This is a genomic window from Cupriavidus sp. HMR-1 (assembly GCF_000319775.1).
In the GTDB taxonomy this organism is placed as follows: Bacteria; Pseudomonadota; Gammaproteobacteria; order Burkholderiales; family Burkholderiaceae; genus Cupriavidus; species Cupriavidus metallidurans.
In genome coordinates this window covers 1-16,621 of sequence record NZ_ANKP01000236.1, presented here as the reverse complement: position 1 = coordinate 16,621, position 16,621 = coordinate 1, and the positions used below count along the sequence as shown (strand labels likewise).

Annotated in this window: 12 protein-coding genes; 5 read left to right on the top strand and 7 right to left on the bottom strand. The window is 63.6% G+C overall.

The window, feature by feature from the left end:
• Positions 1 to 144: 144 nt before the first annotated feature.
• Positions 145 to 1,056, top strand: coding sequence for a sterol desaturase family protein (locus tag D769_RS24670; protein WP_035882552.1), 912 nt, complete (start codon positions 145 to 147; stop codon positions 1,054 to 1,056).
• 85 nt (positions 1,057 to 1,141) lie between these two features.
• On the opposite strand, the gene typA is transcribed toward D769_RS24670, so the two are convergent.
• Positions 1,142 to 2,965 carry a translational GTPase TypA gene (gene typA, locus D769_RS24665; protein ID WP_008650631.1) on the bottom strand — a complete coding sequence of 608 codons (1,824 nt, stop codon included), beginning with the start codon at positions 2,963 to 2,965 and terminating at the stop codon, positions 1,142 to 1,144.
• 195 nt (positions 2,966 to 3,160) lie between these two features.
• On the opposite strand from typA, the gene D769_RS24660 reads away from it, so the two are divergent.
• From D769_RS24660 to D769_RS24645, 4 genes are all read left to right on the top strand, one after another.
• Positions 3,161 to 3,667 carry a MarR family transcriptional regulator gene (locus D769_RS24660; protein ID WP_008650630.1) on the top strand — a complete coding sequence of 169 codons (507 nt, stop codon included), beginning with the start codon at positions 3,161 to 3,163 and terminating at the stop codon, positions 3,665 to 3,667.
• Positions 3,668 to 3,737: 70 nt separating this feature from the next.
• Positions 3,738 to 5,252 (top strand): AdeC/AdeK/OprM family multidrug efflux complex outer membrane factor, encoded by a 1,515-nt coding sequence (locus D769_RS24655; RefSeq protein WP_008650624.1) that lies wholly within the window; start codon positions 3,738 to 3,740, stop codon positions 5,250 to 5,252.
• Positions 5,253 to 5,298: 46 nt separating this feature from the next.
• Positions 5,299 to 6,540: an HlyD family efflux transporter periplasmic adaptor subunit gene (locus D769_RS24650; protein WP_008650621.1), complete on the top strand. Its 1,242-nt coding sequence runs from the start codon at positions 5,299 to 5,301 to the stop codon at positions 6,538 to 6,540.
• Positions 6,541 to 6,559: 19 nt separating this feature from the next.
• Positions 6,560 to 8,173 (top strand): DHA2 family efflux MFS transporter permease subunit, encoded by a 1,614-nt coding sequence (locus D769_RS24645; protein ID WP_008650620.1) that lies wholly within the window; start codon positions 6,560 to 6,562, stop codon positions 8,171 to 8,173.
• A 74-nt stretch (positions 8,174 to 8,247) separates the two neighbouring features.
• On the opposite strand, the gene truB is transcribed toward D769_RS24645, so the two are convergent.
• From truB to rluB, 6 genes are all read right to left on the bottom strand, one after another.
• On the bottom strand, positions 8,248 to 9,189 hold the full coding sequence (gene truB / locus D769_RS24640; RefSeq protein WP_008650619.1) for a tRNA pseudouridine(55) synthase TruB: 942 nt from the start codon (positions 9,187 to 9,189) through the stop codon (positions 8,248 to 8,250).
• 59 nt (positions 9,190 to 9,248) lie between these two features.
• A complete protein-coding gene (rbfA, locus tag D769_RS24635) occupies positions 9,249 to 9,620 on the bottom strand; it encodes a 30S ribosome-binding factor RbfA (protein ID WP_008650618.1) in 372 nt (123 codons plus the stop codon).
• 64 nt (positions 9,621 to 9,684) lie between these two features.
• Positions 9,685 to 12,624: a translation initiation factor IF-2 gene (gene infB, locus D769_RS24630; protein ID WP_008650616.1), complete on the bottom strand. Its 2,940-nt coding sequence runs from the start codon at positions 12,622 to 12,624 to the stop codon at positions 9,685 to 9,687.
• 83 nt (positions 12,625 to 12,707) lie between these two features.
• On the bottom strand, positions 12,708 to 14,183 hold the full coding sequence (nusA, locus tag D769_RS24625) for a transcription termination factor NusA (RefSeq protein ID WP_008650614.1): 1,476 nt from the start codon (positions 14,181 to 14,183) through the stop codon (positions 12,708 to 12,710).
• Positions 14,180 to 14,668, bottom strand: a complete 489-nt coding sequence (gene rimP, locus D769_RS24620) for a ribosome maturation factor RimP (RefSeq protein WP_008650612.1) — start codon at positions 14,666 to 14,668, stop codon at positions 14,180 to 14,182. The genes nusA and rimP overlap by 4 nt, the downstream gene beginning before the upstream one ends.
• Before the next feature lie 328 nt (positions 14,669 to 14,996).
• On the bottom strand, positions 14,997 to 16,621 hold a 1,625-nt coding region (rluB, locus tag D769_RS24615; RefSeq protein WP_008650611.1), incomplete at its 5' end, for a 23S rRNA pseudouridine(2605) synthase RluB.

Genomic DNA, 16,621 nt, shown 5'->3' with positions numbered 1-16,621 from the left:
CTGTCTCCATTATTGCAGGCAGCGATTCTACGACAGACCCGCCTAAGCGCCTGCCACGGCACACCGCGGGAAACCCCCAATGCGCGTATGCGTATGGAGGAATCCCTCCATGCGAAACTGCGAAAAATATGCACACTGTCGGCCATGACACCCCAAACCCCTGCCCCCGAGGCGTTCGATCCCGGCCTGATTCTCCTGGCCTTTGCGCCGGTCTTCGTGCTGACGATAGGCTGGGAAGCCTGGTACTGGTGGAAGCGCGATCGCTCGGTTTATAGCTGGCGCGACACGCTCTCGAATGCCACGCTTGCGCTGATGCATCAGGCATCTGATGCGCTGTTTCTCTGGCTGATGGTTCGCACGATCTACACGTGGTGCTACGCGCACGGGCTTCGCGCGGTGCCGGAAACCTGGTGGTCGTTCGCGCTGCTGTTGATCCTGCAGGACTTCCTCTACTACTGGTTCCATCGTGCCAGCCACCGGGTCCGCTGGATGTGGGCGTCGCACGTGGCGCACCACTCGTCGGAGGGCATGAACTTCTCGACGGCCTTCCGGCAGAGCCTGACCTACCCGATCTCCGGCATGTGGATATTCTGGATCCCTCTGGCCCTCATCGGCTTCACGCCTGACTGGGTGATCCTTGCGGTGGGACTGAACCTGGCATTCCAGTTCTTCGTGCACACGCGACTGGGGCGACGCTGGCCGCTGGTTGAGAGGCTCGTCAACACACCATCGGTCCATCGCGTCCACCACGCGAAGAATCCTCAGTACATCGACCGCAACTACGCCGGAGTGCTGACGATCTGGGACCGGATCTTCGGTACCTTCGTGCCCGAAGAGGAAGCGCCGCAGTACGGCATTACGCGGCAGGTCCGCACCTACAACCCGCTGACGCTGACATTCCACGAATGGCGCGACATGTTCGCGGATGCCTGGCGCGAGCGTGACCCACGATATCTGTGGAAGCCGCCCGAGTGGCGCAGCCCTCGATCCGCATTGATGCCCGGTGCGGGCCAAACGCCCGCTGCCGGGCACGGACAGCGCTCCGACGCGATCTGATACGAACCTGCGCACTTGGGGCGGCAAGCGCCCATAAAAAAACCGCGCCACACCGGGCGCGGTTTCTTCTTCGAGCGGATGCCTGTCAGGCCACCGATTCGCGCGAGGCGCGCTTGCGCTCGTGCTCCTTCAGGTGGCGCTTGCGCAGACGGATGCTCTTCGGCGTGATCTCCACCAGTTCGTCGTCGGCGATGAATTCCACCGCGTACTCGAGCGACATCTGGATCGGCGGAACCAGTCGTACCGCTTCGTCGGTACCCGAGGCACGGACGTTGGTCAGCTGCTTGCCCTTGATCGGGTTCACGACGAGGTCGTTGTCACGGCTGTGGATGCCGATGATCATGCCTTCGTACAGGGCATCGCCCGGCTTCACGAACATGCGGCCGCGATCCTGCAGCTTCCACAGTGCGTAGGCCACGGCGTCGCCATCGTCCTGCGAGATCAGCACGCCGTTGTGGCGTTCGCCCAGGCCGCCTTCGCGCACCGGCGCGTAGTCGTCGAAGATGTGGCTGATCAGGCCGGTACCGCGCGTCAGCGTCAGGAATTCACCCTGGAAGCCGATCAGGCCACGCGCCGGAATACGGTATTCCAGGCGGGTGCGGCCCTTGCCGTCCGATGCCATGTCGAGCAGTTCACCCTTGCGGCGGCCCAGCTCTTCCATTACCGAACCCTGGTGGCCGTCTTCCACGTCCACGGTCAGCAGTTCGTACGGCTCGTTCTTGACGCCGTCGATTTCCTTGAACACCACGCGCGGGCGCGACACGGCCAGCTCGTAGCCTTCACGACGCATGTTTTCCAGCAGGATGGTCAGGTGCAGTTCGCCACGACCCGAGACTTCGAAGATCGTGTCGTCGCCGGTCTCAGCCACACGCAGCGCGACGTTCGACTTCAGCTCGCGGTCCAGACGCTCGCGCAGCTGGCGGCTGGTCACGAACTTGCCTTCGCGGCCGGCCAGCGGCGACGTGTTGACGCAGAAGTTCATCGTCAGCGTCGGCTCGTCCACCTTCAGCATCGGCAGCGCATCCTGGGCCTCGGGGGCGCACACGGTGCAGCCAATGCCCAGTTCCTCGATACCGTTGATCAGCACGATGTCGCCGGCTTCCGCCTCGTCCACGATCTCGCGCTCCAGGCCGCTGAACTTCAGCACCTGGTTGATACGGCCCTTGATCGGGTTGCCTTCCGGACCGAACTTGACCACCACGTCCTGCAGCGGCTTGGCGCGGCCACGCGAGATACGGCCGACGCCGATCTTGCCGACGTAGCTCGAGTAGTCCAGCGAGATGATTTGCATCTGCAGCGGACCGTTCGGGTCATCGTTACGCACTGGCACCTTGTCCAGCACGGTTTCGAACAGCGGCTTCATGTCGCCGTCGCGCACGTCTTCGGTCAGGCCGGCATAGCCATTCAGGCCCGAGGCGTACACCACGGTGAAGTCCAGCTGCTCGTCGTTGGCGCCGAGCTTGTCGAACAGGTCGAAGGTCTGGTTGATCACCCAGTCCGGACGGGCGCCCGGGCGGTCAACCTTGTTGATCACGACGATCGGCTTCAGGCCCAGGGCCAGTGCCTTGCGCGTCACGAAACGCGTCTGCGGCATCGGGCCTTCCACGGCATCCACCAGCAGCAGCACGCCGTCGACCATCGACAGCACGCGCTCCACTTCACCGCCGAAGTCGGCGTGGCCCGGGGTGTCCACGATATTGATGTGCGTGCCGTTGTACTCGACGGCACAGTTCTTCGCGAGGATGGTAATCCCGCGTTCCTTTTCCAGGTCGTTCGAGTCCATCACCCGTTCGGCGATTTGCTGGTTCTCGCGGAAGGTGCCTGCCTGGCGCAGGAGTTGGTCGACCAGGGTGGTCTTGCCATGATCAACGTGAGCGATGATGGCGATATTACGGATGGCGCGGGTCATTGCGGCGTCCCCTGAAGGCGGAGCGATCGAAAAAATTAACCCAACATTCTAGCATGTTGCAGCGCGGAACGATGTGCTTTTGCTCAGAATAGATCAAGGGACACCATTGCGTTTCCTGCAATGGCAAATTTCTATTGTTGCCATATCATTAGCACATGCTTATATTTGCCCAGGCAAAGATTGCAGCGACAAGAGATGACGTCAAACACACCCGGCGACCTGTTCGATCCGGATCACTACGAAATCGGCAAAAGTGTCGGCTATCTGCTCGCCCGCGCCAAGAGTGCACTCTCCCAGGGCGTTGAGCAGGAGGTCAGCAGCCTGGACATGACGCACGCCCAGGCCAGTTGCCTGATGATGCTGGCCAAGGGCGAGGCCACAACGGTGACCGACCTGGCCCGCAATCTCAATACAGATGCCGGCTCGGTGACCCGGCTCCTGAGCCGCATGGAAAAGCGCGGCCTGATCGAACGCACGCGGCGCGACGATGATCGCCGCGTGGTGGATCTGTCGCTGACCGCCGAAGGTGAAGCCATGGTCGAAAAACTGCCCGTGGTGTTTTGCAACGTGATGCGCCGACACTTCGTGGGATTCAGCCAGGAAGAAATAGAGAGCCTGCGCGACATGTTGCTAAGGCTGATCGCCAACAACGGTGGCGTTGCGTCGGCGGCCAGTTGTCCGCTCGACAGGAACACGGGATAGCGCTGAACAAATATTCGAATCGAGGATGAGCGCCCTTCCCGTTGAAGCAAGATCTGGTCACAGTCACACAATGAATCTCTCCCCTTCCTCCACCCTCGGCCGCAATGGCGTTGCGGCCCGCACCGGCAGCCTGGCCTTGACGGTCCTGGCTGCCGCTGTCATTTCCGGCTGTGCCGCGCTGGGTAATTCGCACAGCACGCAGACGATGGCCGAACCCGGCACGATGGCCTCGCCGCAGACGTTCACCGCCGATCACGGCCAATGGCCGTCACAGGACTGGGTCGACCAGTTCCATGATCCGCAACTGCGCGCACTGGCCGACGAAGCCGTCAAGGACAACCCGAATCTGCAGGTCGCGCTGGCACGCCTGGAGGCATCGCGCGCAATGGCCGATGCCACGCGCGCGGCGCTGTACCCGAGCGTCGATTTCGAAGGCAGCATCATTCGCCAGCGCTTCTCGGCCACCGACCTCTTCACTGGCACGCCGCTAGCGGGCTCCTGGCAGAACCAGTCCCGCCTGCAGTTCGGACTGTCGTGGGATCTCGACTTCTGGGGCAAGAATCGCGACGCGCTCGAAGCTGCCCTGTCGGATGACCGCTCAATGGAGGCCGAGAGCCAGGCCGCACGCCTGATGCTCACCACGTCGATCGCACGCAGCTACAACCGGCTGGCCGCGCTCTTCGCGCAGCGGGACGTGGCCGAACGTGCCATCGCCCAGCGCCGGGACCTGACCGATCTGTCCCGTCAGCGGCTGGCCGCTGGCCTCGACACCCAGGTGGAAACCACGCAGGCCCGTGCCACGGTTGCATCGGCGCAAACGGAACTGCAGGCCATCGACGAGGAAATCGCCCTGGCGCGCAACCAGATCGCCGCGCTGCTCGGCAAGGGTCCGGACCGCGGCCTGCAGATCACGCGCCCGACGCTGCTGGCTAACCCGACGCCACAATTGCCGGACGACCTGACGATCGGCCTGATCGGCCGCCGCCCCGACCTCGTTGCCGCCCGCTGGCGCGTGGAGGCCACGTCCAAGGACATCAGCGTCGCCAAGAAGGAATTCCTGCCCGACGTGACACTGACCGCGTTCGCCGGCCTGGCGTCGCTGGACCCCGCCAACCTGTTGATGAGTGTCAGCCGCACGTTCGGCTTCGGCCCGACGCTGCGCCTGCCGATCTTCGAAGGTGGCCGCCTGCGCGCCAACCTCAAGGGCAAGTACGCGCAGTACGACATCGCCGTGGCCAGCTATAACCAGACGCTGGTCGACGCGCTGCGCGAGGCCGCCGATACGGTGATCAGCATCCGCAGCGTTGATCAGCAGATCAAGACGCAGCGCGAAGCACTCGAACTGGCCGAGCACGCGTACTCGCTGGCCACCACGCGCTACAAGGCCGGCCTCGGCACGCAGTTGACCGTGTTGAACGCGGAGAGCACCGTGCTGCAGCAACGCCGTCAGGCGACAGATCTGCAGGCGCGCCGCCTGGATCTGCAGATGGGCCTGATCAAGGCTCTCGGCGGCGGCTATCACGAGGAAGCCGACGAAAAAGCCGGGGCCGTAGAACAGAACACGGAAAAGGGCACCCGGGGCTGATACGCCGGGCAATGCAAGACACGACGAAAATACGTACGAGATCGATATGAGCAACAACCAGCAATCGGCCAGCCAGAAACCCGCTCCAACCGGTGACAGCAAGCGCAAGCGCCTGCTCACGACGCTCACTGCCGCGATCGTGGTGGCCGGCATCGGCTATGGCCTGTACTGGGGCCTCTACGCCCGGCACTTCGAAAGCACCGATGATGCCTATGTGGCCGGCAACGTGGTCCAGGTGACCCCGCTGGTGGGCGGCACGGTGGTGTCAATCGCCGCCGACGACACGCAACTCGTCACCGCTGGCCAGCCGCTGATCCAGCTTGACCGCGCCGACACGCAGGTGGCCATGGAACAGGCCGAAGCCCAACTCGCGCAAGCCGTGCGTGAAGTGCGCACGCTCTACGTGAACAACGCCTCACTGGCTGCGAACGTGGCATTGCGCGATGCCGATGTGGCCAAGGCACGCGATGACCTGCGCCGCCGCCAGGCGATTGCCGGCTCGGGCGCAGTCTCGAGCGAGGAAATCTCGCACGCCCAGACCGCGCTGAAAGCGGCCGAGTCGGCGCTGCTTGCCTCGAAGGAGCAGCTCGCGTCGAATCAGGTATTGACCGACCAGACCACCGTGGAAAAGCACCCGAACGTGCAGCGCGCTGCCGCCAATCTGCGTTCGGCCTACCTGTCGTTCGCCCGCTCCACGCTGCCGGCGCCGGTCACCGGCTACGTGGCCAAGCGCTCGGTGCAGGTTGGCCAGCGCGTGGCCGCCGGCACACCGCTGATGGCCGTGGTGCCACTCGATCAGGTCTGGGTCGATGCCAACTTCAAGGAAGTGCAGATCACCCATATGCGCATCGGCCAGCCGGTGGAACTGGAAGCTGACGTCTATGGCTCGAAGGTGAAGTACCAGGGCCATGTCGAGGGCTTCTCGGCCGGTACCGGGGCGGCGTTCTCGCTCCTGCCCGCGCAGAACGCCACCGGCAACTGGATCAAGGTGGTGCAGCGTCTGCCGGTGCGTATCGCGCTGGACGCCCAACAACTCAAGGAGCATCCGCTGCGTGTCGGCCTGTCGATGAACGTCACCGTTGACGTGCGCAAGGAAGAAGGCGCAGCGATGGTCACCGCAGCCAACGCCCGGCCGCTGCAGACGGACGTCTATGACAAGGTGGCGCAAGATGCCGACGAACTGATCGCCCGCATCATCTCCGTCAACAACGGCGGCCGCACGCCGGCACCGGCGGCGCCGGGCGGCGCCAGCGCGGCACGCGCAGCGGCCAAGCCTGCCAACACCTGATTCGCGGCCTGAGAAGTCCATGGCAGATTCCATTACCGCAGTGCCGGATTCCGGCGCGACGCCGGCCCCAAAGCCGAAGCCAGCGCCAGCCCGACATGCCGCGCCCCCTCCGCTAACGGGCGGCAAGCTCGTCATTGGCACCATCGCCCTGTCGCTGGCCACGTTCATGAACGTGCTCGACTCGTCGATCGCCAACGTGTCGATCCCGGCCATCTCGGGCGACCTCGGCGTGTCGCCGAACCAGGGCACCTGGGTCATCACGTCGTTCGCCGTCGCCAACGCCATTTCGGTGCCGCTGACGGGCTGGCTGACCACGCGTTTCGGCGCCGTGCGATTGTTCGTGCTGTCGATCTTGCTGTTTGTGCTCTCGTCCTGGCTGTGCGGCGTGGCACCGAACCTGGAGACGCTGCTGGCCGCGCGCGTGCTGCAAGGCGCCGTTGCCGGGCCGATGATCCCGCTGTCGCAGTCGCTGCTGCTGGCTAGCTATCCGGTTGCCAAGAGTTCGATGGCGCTGGCGCTATGGGGCATGACTACACTCGTAGCGCCGATCATGGGCCCCCTGCTTGGCGGCTGGATCTCCGACAACATGACATGGCCGTGGATTTTCTATATCAACGTGCCGATCGGCATCATGACCGCGTATGCCACATGGGCCATCTATCGTGATCGCGAAACACCGACGAAGATCCTGCCAATCGACCGCATCGGCCTGGCTCTCCTCGTGATCTGGGTGGGGTCGATGCAGCTCATGCTCGACAAGGGCAAGGAACTTGACTGGTTCCATTCCTCGATCATCGTGACGCTGACGGTGGTGGCGGTAGTCGGATTCCTGTTCTTCCTGATCTGGGAGAACTATGAGAAGCACCCGATCGTCGACATTCACCTGTTCAAGGGACGCAACTTCGCCGCGGGCGTGGTGGCAATCTCCGTGGCGTACGGGCTGTTCTTCGGCAACCTGGTGATTCTGCCACTGTGGCTGCAGACCATCATCGGCTACACCGCGACGGACGCCGGTCTGGTGATGGCGCCAGTGGGGATCTTCGCGATCATCCTGTCGCCAATCATCGGCCGCATCCTGCCGAAGGTCGACTCTCGCTGGGTGGCAACCGCTGCGTTCATTACGTTTGGCGTGGTCAGTTTCATGCGTGTTGGCTTTACCACAACCGTTGATACGCGCGCGCTGATCATCCCGACGCTGATACAAGGCGCCGCAATGGCGATGTTCTTCATCCCGCTGACGTCGATCATCCTGTCTGGCCAGCCGGCCGAGAAGATCCCGGCGGCTTCCGGTTTGTCGAACTTCGTGCGGATCACATTCGGCGCGATCGGCGCTTCGATCTCGACGACGATCTGGGAGAACCGCTCGGCGCTGCACCACGCCCAGTTGGTCGAACAGATCAATCCGTATAACCCGACGTACCAGGCACAGCTCGACCACCTGATGTCGATGGGGATGAGCCGGATGCAGGCGATCGGCCTGATGGAGCGGAATATCTCGCAGCAGGCATCGATGCTCGGCGCCAACGACATCTTCTGGATTTCCGGCGTGCTGTTCTTCGTGCTGATCGGCTTTGTCTGGCTGACCAAGCGCGCCAAGGGCGGCGGCGGCGCGGAAGCGGCCGGGGCGCACTGACGTCGAACATCGAATAAAAAAGGCATCGGGTTCATCCGATGCCTTTTTTACGTGGGCGTGACTTGTGCCGCGTCCTAGAGTTTGACTAGCCGCTCGGGGCGCAAGGCCCCTTCCTTCATCCGCGCCACGCCAAGCAGACGCCCTTCGTCGCCATAGACACGTGCCAGCGTGCCCTCATCCGGCACCTGCCCTTCCGGCAGATCGCGGCGTGCGATGCGCTGGCCTTGCAGAAAGCGCCCCGTCGCGGCGGCATCGAGATGCACCGGCGGGCACCGTTGCAGCAAGGCGTCGACAGGCGCGAGCATTCCCGGCCGTGCCTCGTCAGCCTGTGCATCAATCTGCTCGAGCGTGACCGCGCCTTCCAGCGTCAGATCTCCGACAGCGGTTCGGCGCAGCCCGGTCAGGTGCGCGCCGCAACCCAGCGCCTCACCGATGTCTTCGGCCAGCGTGCGGATGTAGGTGCCCTTGCTGCACGTGACACGCATCGTGAACGTCGCCGCAGGCAAATCAACGTCCAGCAGCGTGATGGCGTGAATCGTCACTTGCCGCGCGGCGCGCTCGACGGTCTGTCCGGCCCGCGCATACTCGTACAGCGGCTTGCCGTCCTTCTTGAGTGCCGAGTACATCGGCGGCACCTGTTCGATCTCGCCGGTAAAGCGCGCAATCGCCGCATCAAGTGCGGCGCGATCGCATGTCACCGACCGCTCGACGACGATCTCGCCCTCGGCATCGCCTGTGGTCGTCGTCGCGCCGAGCCGGACTTTCGCCTCGTAGGTCTTGTCCGCGTCGAGCAGATCCTGGGAGAACTTGGTGGCCTCGCCAAAACACAGCGGCAGCAGCCCAGTCGCCAGCGGATCCAGCGTGCCCGTGTGGCCAGCCTTGTTCGCGCGCAGCAGTCGCTTGGCGCGTACCAGCGCATCGTTGGACGACAGCCCCAGAGGCTTGTCGAGCAGCAGCACACCGTGCACGTCGCGGCGTGGCAGCCGGGGCGGTCGGGTCGCGGAGGAATCGGTCATTGCAGGGGAGGAAAAACGTGGTGCCGGCATCCACCGGCACCACTTGGGCAACCGTGGACTTACTCGTCGTCCTTGGCGCGCGTGGCGTTCGCTTCGTTGATCAGCTTCGACATCTCGATCGCGTGCTCCACCGACGTATCGTGATGGAAATGCAGCGTCGGCACGGTATGGATATGCAGCCGCTTGAACAGCAACGAATGGAGGTAGCCGGCCTTTTCCTTGAGGATGGCGGCAGCCGTCTCGGGTTCGGCGCCGAGCACCGTGAAGTAGACCTTGGCATGCGCGTAGTCGGGCGTCAGCGCCACCGACTGCAGCGTTACCAGGCCCAGGCGCGGATCGCGAATCTCGCGCTGGATCATCTCCGCCAGTTCCTTCTGGATCTGATCGGAGAGGCGCAGGTTACGGGAGGTGATATTGCCTTTCTTGGCCATTCAAAACTGAGCGTGAGCAGAAGTGAAAACGGCAGGCCGGAGCCTGCCGTCTTTACGTATCGCCTTACAGCGTACGCGCCACCTCTGTGATTTCGTACACCTCGAGCTGGTCGCCTTCCTGAACGTCGTTGAAGTTCTTGATCGACAGACCGCACTCGAAGCCTTGCTTGACTTCCTTGACGTCGTCCTTGAAACGCTTGAGCGAGTCGAGTTCGCCGTCGTGGATAACCACGTTGTTGCGCAGCACGCGCACCATCGAGTTCCGCTTGATGAGACCGTCGGTGACCATACAGCCAGCCACCGCACCCACCTTCGGCACACGGAAGACCTGACGGACTTCCACCTGACCGATCGTGGTCTCGCGCTTCTCCGGTGCCAACATGCCCGACATGGCCGCCTTGATCTCGTCTACCGCATCGTAAATGATGTTGTAGTAGCGGATGTCGATGCCGTTGTGCTCGGCCAGCTTGCGCGCGCCTGCGTCGGCACGCACGTTGAAGCCGATGATGACCGCCTTCGATGCCGTCGCCAGGTTGACGTCCGACTCCGAGATGCCACCCACGCCACCGTGCACGATCTGCACGCGCACTTCGCCCGTCGACAGCTTCTGCAGCGACTGCACCAGCGCTTCCTGCGAACCCTGCACGTCGGCCTTCACGATCAACGGCAGCGTCTGCACTTCGCCTTCGGCCATCTGCTCGAGCATCGTTTCCAGCTTGGCGGCCTGCTGCTTCGCAAGCTTCACGTCGCGGAACTTGCCCTGACGGAACAGCGCGATTTCGCGCGCCTTGCGTTCGTCCGGCAGCACCAGCACTTCCTCACCGGCGGCAGGCACTTCCGACAGACCCTGGATTTCCACCGGGATCGACGGGCCAGCTTCCTTGGAGGGCTTGCCGTTTTCGTCCAGCATCGCACGCACACGGCCATAGGCGCTACCAGCCAGCACCACATCGCCACGCTTGAGCGTGCCGCTGCTGACCAGGATCGTCGCGATCGGGCCCTTGCCCTTGTCGAGCTGGGCTTCCACCACCAGGCCCTTGGCCGGGGCGTCCACCGGTGCACGCAGTTCCAGCACTTCGGCCTGCAGCAGCACGTTTTCGAGCAGATCGTCGATGCCCTGGCCGGTCTTGGCCGAAACAGGCACGAACGGCGACTCGCCACCGTACTCTTCGGGCACGACCTGCTCTGCCACCAGTTCCTGCTTGACGCGGTCCGGGTTGGCTTCGGGCTTGTCGACCTTGGTGATCGCCACCACGATCGGCACACCGGCAGCCTTGGCGTGCGCAATCGCTTCCTTGGTCTGCGGCATCACGCCGTCATCGGCGGCCACTACCAGAATCACAATGTCGGTTGCCTTGGCGCCGCGGGCACGCATGGCCGTGAAGGCCTCGTGACCCGGGGTATCCAGGAACGTGATCACGCCGCGATCGGTTTCCACATGGTAGGCACCGATGTGCTGCGTAATGCCGCCCGCTTCGCCCGCTGCAACCTTCGTGCGGCGGATGTAGTCGAGCAGCGAAGTCTTGCCGTGGTCGACGTGACCCATCACCGTCACCACCGGCGGACGCGGCAGCATCTCGGCATCGGCGTGATCCTCGCCATCCACCACCAGCAGCGCTTCAGGATCGTCCAGCTTCGCGGCGAACGCCTTGTGGCCCATTTCTTCCACCACGATCATGGCGGTTTCCTGGTCCAGCACCTGGTTGATCGTCACCATCTGGCCGAGCTTCATCATCTGCTTGATGACCTCGGATGCCTTCACGGCCATCTTGTGCGCCAGATCGGCCACCGAGACGGTTTCCGGCACGTGCACTTCACGTACCACCGGTTCGGTTGGCGCCTGGAAGTTGCTGCGTGCGTCATCGGCATTGTGCTTGCCGCCACGGCCACGCGGGCCGCTGCGCCAGCCACCGACACCGCCGGACGAATCGCCGCGCGTCTTCAGGCCACCGCCCTTCTTGCCGCGGCTGCTTTCATCCTGCCAGGTACCGGTCTTGCCACCCTTGGCGCCCTTCTTGTCGCCAGCGGCAGCCGTGGTCGTCGTGGCCGCCGGTGCGGGCTTCTTGTCGTCCTTCTTCGCTTCGGTCGTGGCGCCAGCCGGCTTCACCGGCTTGTGCAGCGTGCCGGTCTGCTCGGCCTTCTTTTCCTCGGCCTTGCGCTCCGACGGCGCCTTCAGCACACGTGCCGGCGCATTCAGCATCTGCTGAATCGCGCGGGCTTCCGCTTCGGCGGCTTCGCGGCGGCGACGGGCGGCAGCATCCTGCTCGGCACGCGCCTTGTCGGCTGCAGCCTTCGCGCTGTCCTGCTCGGCGCGCGCCTTGTCGACGGCAGCCTTGGCGTCGTCGGCGTTCTTCTGCGCTTGCGCGCGTTCCGTGGCCAGACGTGCCTTGTCTTCTTCTGCCTTCTTGCGCGCGGTTTCCTCGGCGGCGTCGGCTGCGGCCTGTGCGGCGGCAGCTTCTTCAGCAGCCTTCTGGGCCAGCAGCTCGGCCTGGCGGCGCTGTTCGGCCTCCAGGGCTTCCTGCTTGGCGCGGCGTTCGGCTTCTTCGCGCTCGGCGGCCTCGCGGGCTGCCTGAGCCTCGGCTTCCTGGCGTGCCAGGGCATCGGCCTGCTCGCGGCGCTGTTCCTCATCGCGACGCACTTCCTCCGCAGCGGCCTCGGCCGATTCCTGGGAGTCGGCGCCATCGCCGTGAGATTCCACGTCGTCACGCTTGATCAGGACGCGCTTCTTGCGCACCTCCACCTGCACCGTGCGAGTCTTGCCGGTGGAGTCGGATTGGCGGATCTCGGAAGTCTCACGCTTGGTCAGCGTGATCTTCTTGCGCGCGCTGTCGTCGGACTGACCATGCGACCGCTTCAGGTAATCCAGCAGCCTGGTCTTGTCCGATTCGGTGATGACGTCGTCTGGCGTTGCTTTGCCCACCCCAGCTGCCTGCAATTGTTCCAGCAGTGCAGCAGGGCTGCGGCTCAGTTCTGCGGCCAGTTGGGCAACTGTTGTGCTTGCCATTCAAACCCTTTCAATGCTCGGTTTCTACGTCGGGACAATTCGTGTGCGGAAAGCGCGTCCAGGCTTCACCCCGGACGTGTCCCTCAGTTAAACCAATGTTCCCGTGCTTTCATGATCAGCGCCTTGGCTTCTTCCTCGCCCACGCCGGCCAGTTCGACCAGTTCGTCCACGGCCAGCTCGGCCAGGTCGTCGCGTGTGTGGATGTTGCCTTCGGCCAGTTTGCCGATCAGCTCGGGCGTCAGGCCGTCGAGCGAGCGCAGATCCTGCGACACCTCTTCCACCTTTTCTTCCCGGGCCAGTTCCATCGTCAGCAGCGCATCGCGGGCGCGATTGCGCAGCTCGTTGACGGTGTCCTCGTCGAATGCCTCGATTTCCATCATTTCACTGATGGGCACGTAGGCCACTTCTTCCAGCGAGGAGAATCCTTCCTCGATCAGAATGTCCGCCACTTCCTCGTCCACGTCCAGCTTGGCCATGAACAGCTTGCGCACCACTTCGCTTTCTTCGGCCTGCTTCTGCGCCGATTCTTCCTGCGTCATGATGTTGATCTGCCAGCCGGTCAGTTCCGACGCCAGGCGTACGTTCTGACCACTGCGGCCGATGGAGACGGCGAGGTTTTCCTCGTCGACCACCACGTCCATGCTGTGCTTCTCTTCGTCGACCACGATCGACTGCACCTGTGCCGGCGCCAGCGCACCGATGACGAACTGCGCCGGATCTTCCGACCACAGTACGATGTCCACGGCCTCGCCGCCGATCTCGTTACGCACGGCCGTCACGCGCGTGCCACGCACGCCCACGCAGGTACCGATCGGATCGATTCGCTTGTCATGCGCCACCACGGCGATCTTCGCGCGCACGCCCGGATCGCGTGCGGCAGCCTTGATCTCCAGCAAGCCCTGTTCCATTTCAGGCACTTCGTTCTCGAAGAGCTTGATCAGGAACTCAGGCGCGGTACGCGACAGCTCGATCTGCGGGCCACGCGCGGCGCGGTCCACATTGAGGATATACGCGCGCACACGGTCGCCGGTGCGCAGGTTTTCCTTCGGAATGATCTGGTCACGTGCCAGCAGCGCTTCCACGCGGCCCGACTCGACGATCAGGCCCTTCTTGTCGGCGCGTTTGACCGTGCCGGTCATGATCTTTTCGCCACGATCCAGATAATCATTCAGGATCTGCTCGCGCTCGGCGTCACGAATACGCTGCAGGATGACCTGCTTGGCCGCCTGCGCGCCGATACGGCCGAACTCGACCGACTCGATCTGCTCTTCGATGTAGTCGTCGAGCTGGATATCGGCATTCTGCTCACGTGCCTCGAACAGCAGGATCTGCTTGTCCGGCTCCTGCAGACCTTGTTCATCAGGAACGACGAGCCAGCGGCGGAACGTCTCGTGCTCACCGGATTCGCGGTCGATATGGACGCGAATATCCACGTCCTCCTCGAAACGTTTCTTGGTGGCAGAGGCGAGAGCCGCCTCCAGTGCACCGAAAACCACATCCTTGTCGACGTTCTTTTCGCGAGCTAGCGCATCGACGAGCAACAGAACTTCGCGGCTCATTGCTTGTTCCCTTTTCTTTGATTTCCCTTGAAGTCGATCACCGGCACCAAACGTGCGCGATCGACATCGGATATGGCGAATTCCAGCAGTGCCGGACCGTCCTTGCCTTCGAACTCCAGGCCGATCTTCTCGGCCCCAGCGTCTCCTGCGGGTTCACACAGGATGCCCACGAAATTCTTCTGGCCATTGACCGGCAGGCGCAGCGTAACCCTGACCTCAGCACCGGCAAAGCGAACGTAATCGGCCAACTTCTTCAGCGGCCGGTCCAGGCCTGGCGACGACACTTCGAGGCGCTCGTAATCAACGTTCTCCACAGTGAGCACGTGAGTGAGCTGGCGACTGACTTTCTCGCAATCCTCAATGACGATGCCAGTTTCAGGCTGATCGATGTAGACACGCAGAAGTCCGGCCGGGGCACGCTCAAGCTCAACCAACTCGTAGCCCATGCCGATAAGGGTGGTTTCGATCAAATCTGCCAGATGCACTGTAATCCCGAGTAGTGGCCTTCAATACTGTGGCAGACACCGGACAACGCAATACGCTCGGAATTGATGCTCGACGCGACCTGCAAACCGTCCTGCCTGCCCAATCATCCTGCCGGCCCGCCATGTGACGAAAACCAGCCGCAAGTACAAACGGGCGAACCAAAAAAAAATGGGCGCAATGCCCATCATTCGCCCATCCTCGCCGAGGATGATACTTTTGAATAGACTTTGATTATACGCGGATTATGTCCAAAAGGCAAAAGCCTCCGAGGTTCCGCTCCGGATCAGGGCGATTGCCGACCATTGCCGGCACCGCCCGATCCGTCAATCAACGCTGACCTCGGCCGCGCGGACGGCGACTACCGCCTCCCGCACCCTTGGCGGCCTTTGGCATCACATTTCCATTGACCTCGCCGCCGCCGCGACGCTGGCGATTGCCACCTGCGTTGCCCGCATTGCCAGCGTTTCCGGCCTTGCCACCCCGCCCGCCGCGACCACCACCGGCGCCGGAGCCTCGCAGGCTACCGCCCATCCCGCCGCCAAACTTGGTCGTGTGCGATGTCAGCGGCGCAGGGCCGGACGGAATGTATCCCATCGAGGTCTGCATCGGGTCAGGCTGCCCTCGGCCCGCACCCCCGGCATTACCACCCCGGCCACCGCTCTTCTCGTAGCGCGGCAGACCATCCATGCCGGTGTGCATCGGCATGCCCGCCAGCGCTGCTTCTTCGCGCTGCTTGCGGCCGCCAACCTTCGTCACACCCTTGCCGCCGCTCTGGGCTTCCTTGGACGGCGCCTTCAGTCCAATGTTGGCCATCAGGCCGCGCACGTCCGTCGGATCCAATTCTTGCCAGCGACCGCGCTTCAGGCCGCGCGGCAGCAGGAACTGACCATAACGCGTGCGGATCAGGCGCGACACGGTCAGGCCGACGGCTTCGAACATGCGACGCACTTCGCGATTGCGGCCTTCGGTCAGCGCCACGTGATACCACTGGTTCACGCCTTCGCCACCACCATCCGCGATCCGCAGGAAGTTTGCCTCGCCATCATCGAGCTGAATGCCATGCAGCAGTCGCTGACGATCGGCTTCGGCCAGCTCGCCCAGCGTGCGCACTGCGTATTCGCGCTCCACGCCATAGCGCGGGTGCATGAAACGGTTCGCGATATCGCCCGACGTGGTGAAAATCAACAGCCCTTCGGTATTGAAGTCGAGGCGGCCGACCGCGACCCACTTGCCGTTCTTGATGCGCGGCAGGCTATCGAAAACGGTCGGACGGCCTTCCGGATCCGACTGGCTGACGATCTCGCCGGAAGGCTTGTGATAGAGCAGCACGCGTGGAGGCTTGGTCGTCACCTTGCGGTGAATCAGCTTGCCGTTCACGCGGACCTGGTCGGTCGGCAGAATACGCTGGCCGATGTGGGCAGGCAGACCATTGACCGACACACGCCCCTGCAGGATCAGCTCTTCCATCTCGCGGCGCGAGCCAAGTCCACCCTCCGCCAGGACTTTGTGCAGCTTGGGCGCGTCGTCGTCAGCGGACAGTTCGCGCACCGGCTTGGCCTTGGTGCGCGGCACGATCGTGTCTTCCTGATCGAACTGCTCGGAAATCACGAAGCGGAACAGATCCTCGCCACCGGCAGCAGGCTTCGCGCCGCCCTTGCCGGCTTGCCGACCGGGCTTGTCGCCCTGGCGCTGCTCGACACGCTGGTCGCCCCTGTCAGCACCCGGCTTGCCACCAGGCTGTTGACCCTTGCGCTGACCGCCCTTGTTACGGCGACCCGGCTGTTGCGAGGCTGGCTTGTTGTCGCCATCTACCAGCGCAGCCTTGCGTTGCGGCTGCTGACGGCGCTTGCGAGCCCCTTGCGCGGACTGATCCGATCGCGGCTGCGCGTCGCCACCTGCCTCCTCGGCACCGGCAACTGCTTGCGTATCGGCGGCCGGCGCCGGCTTGCGAC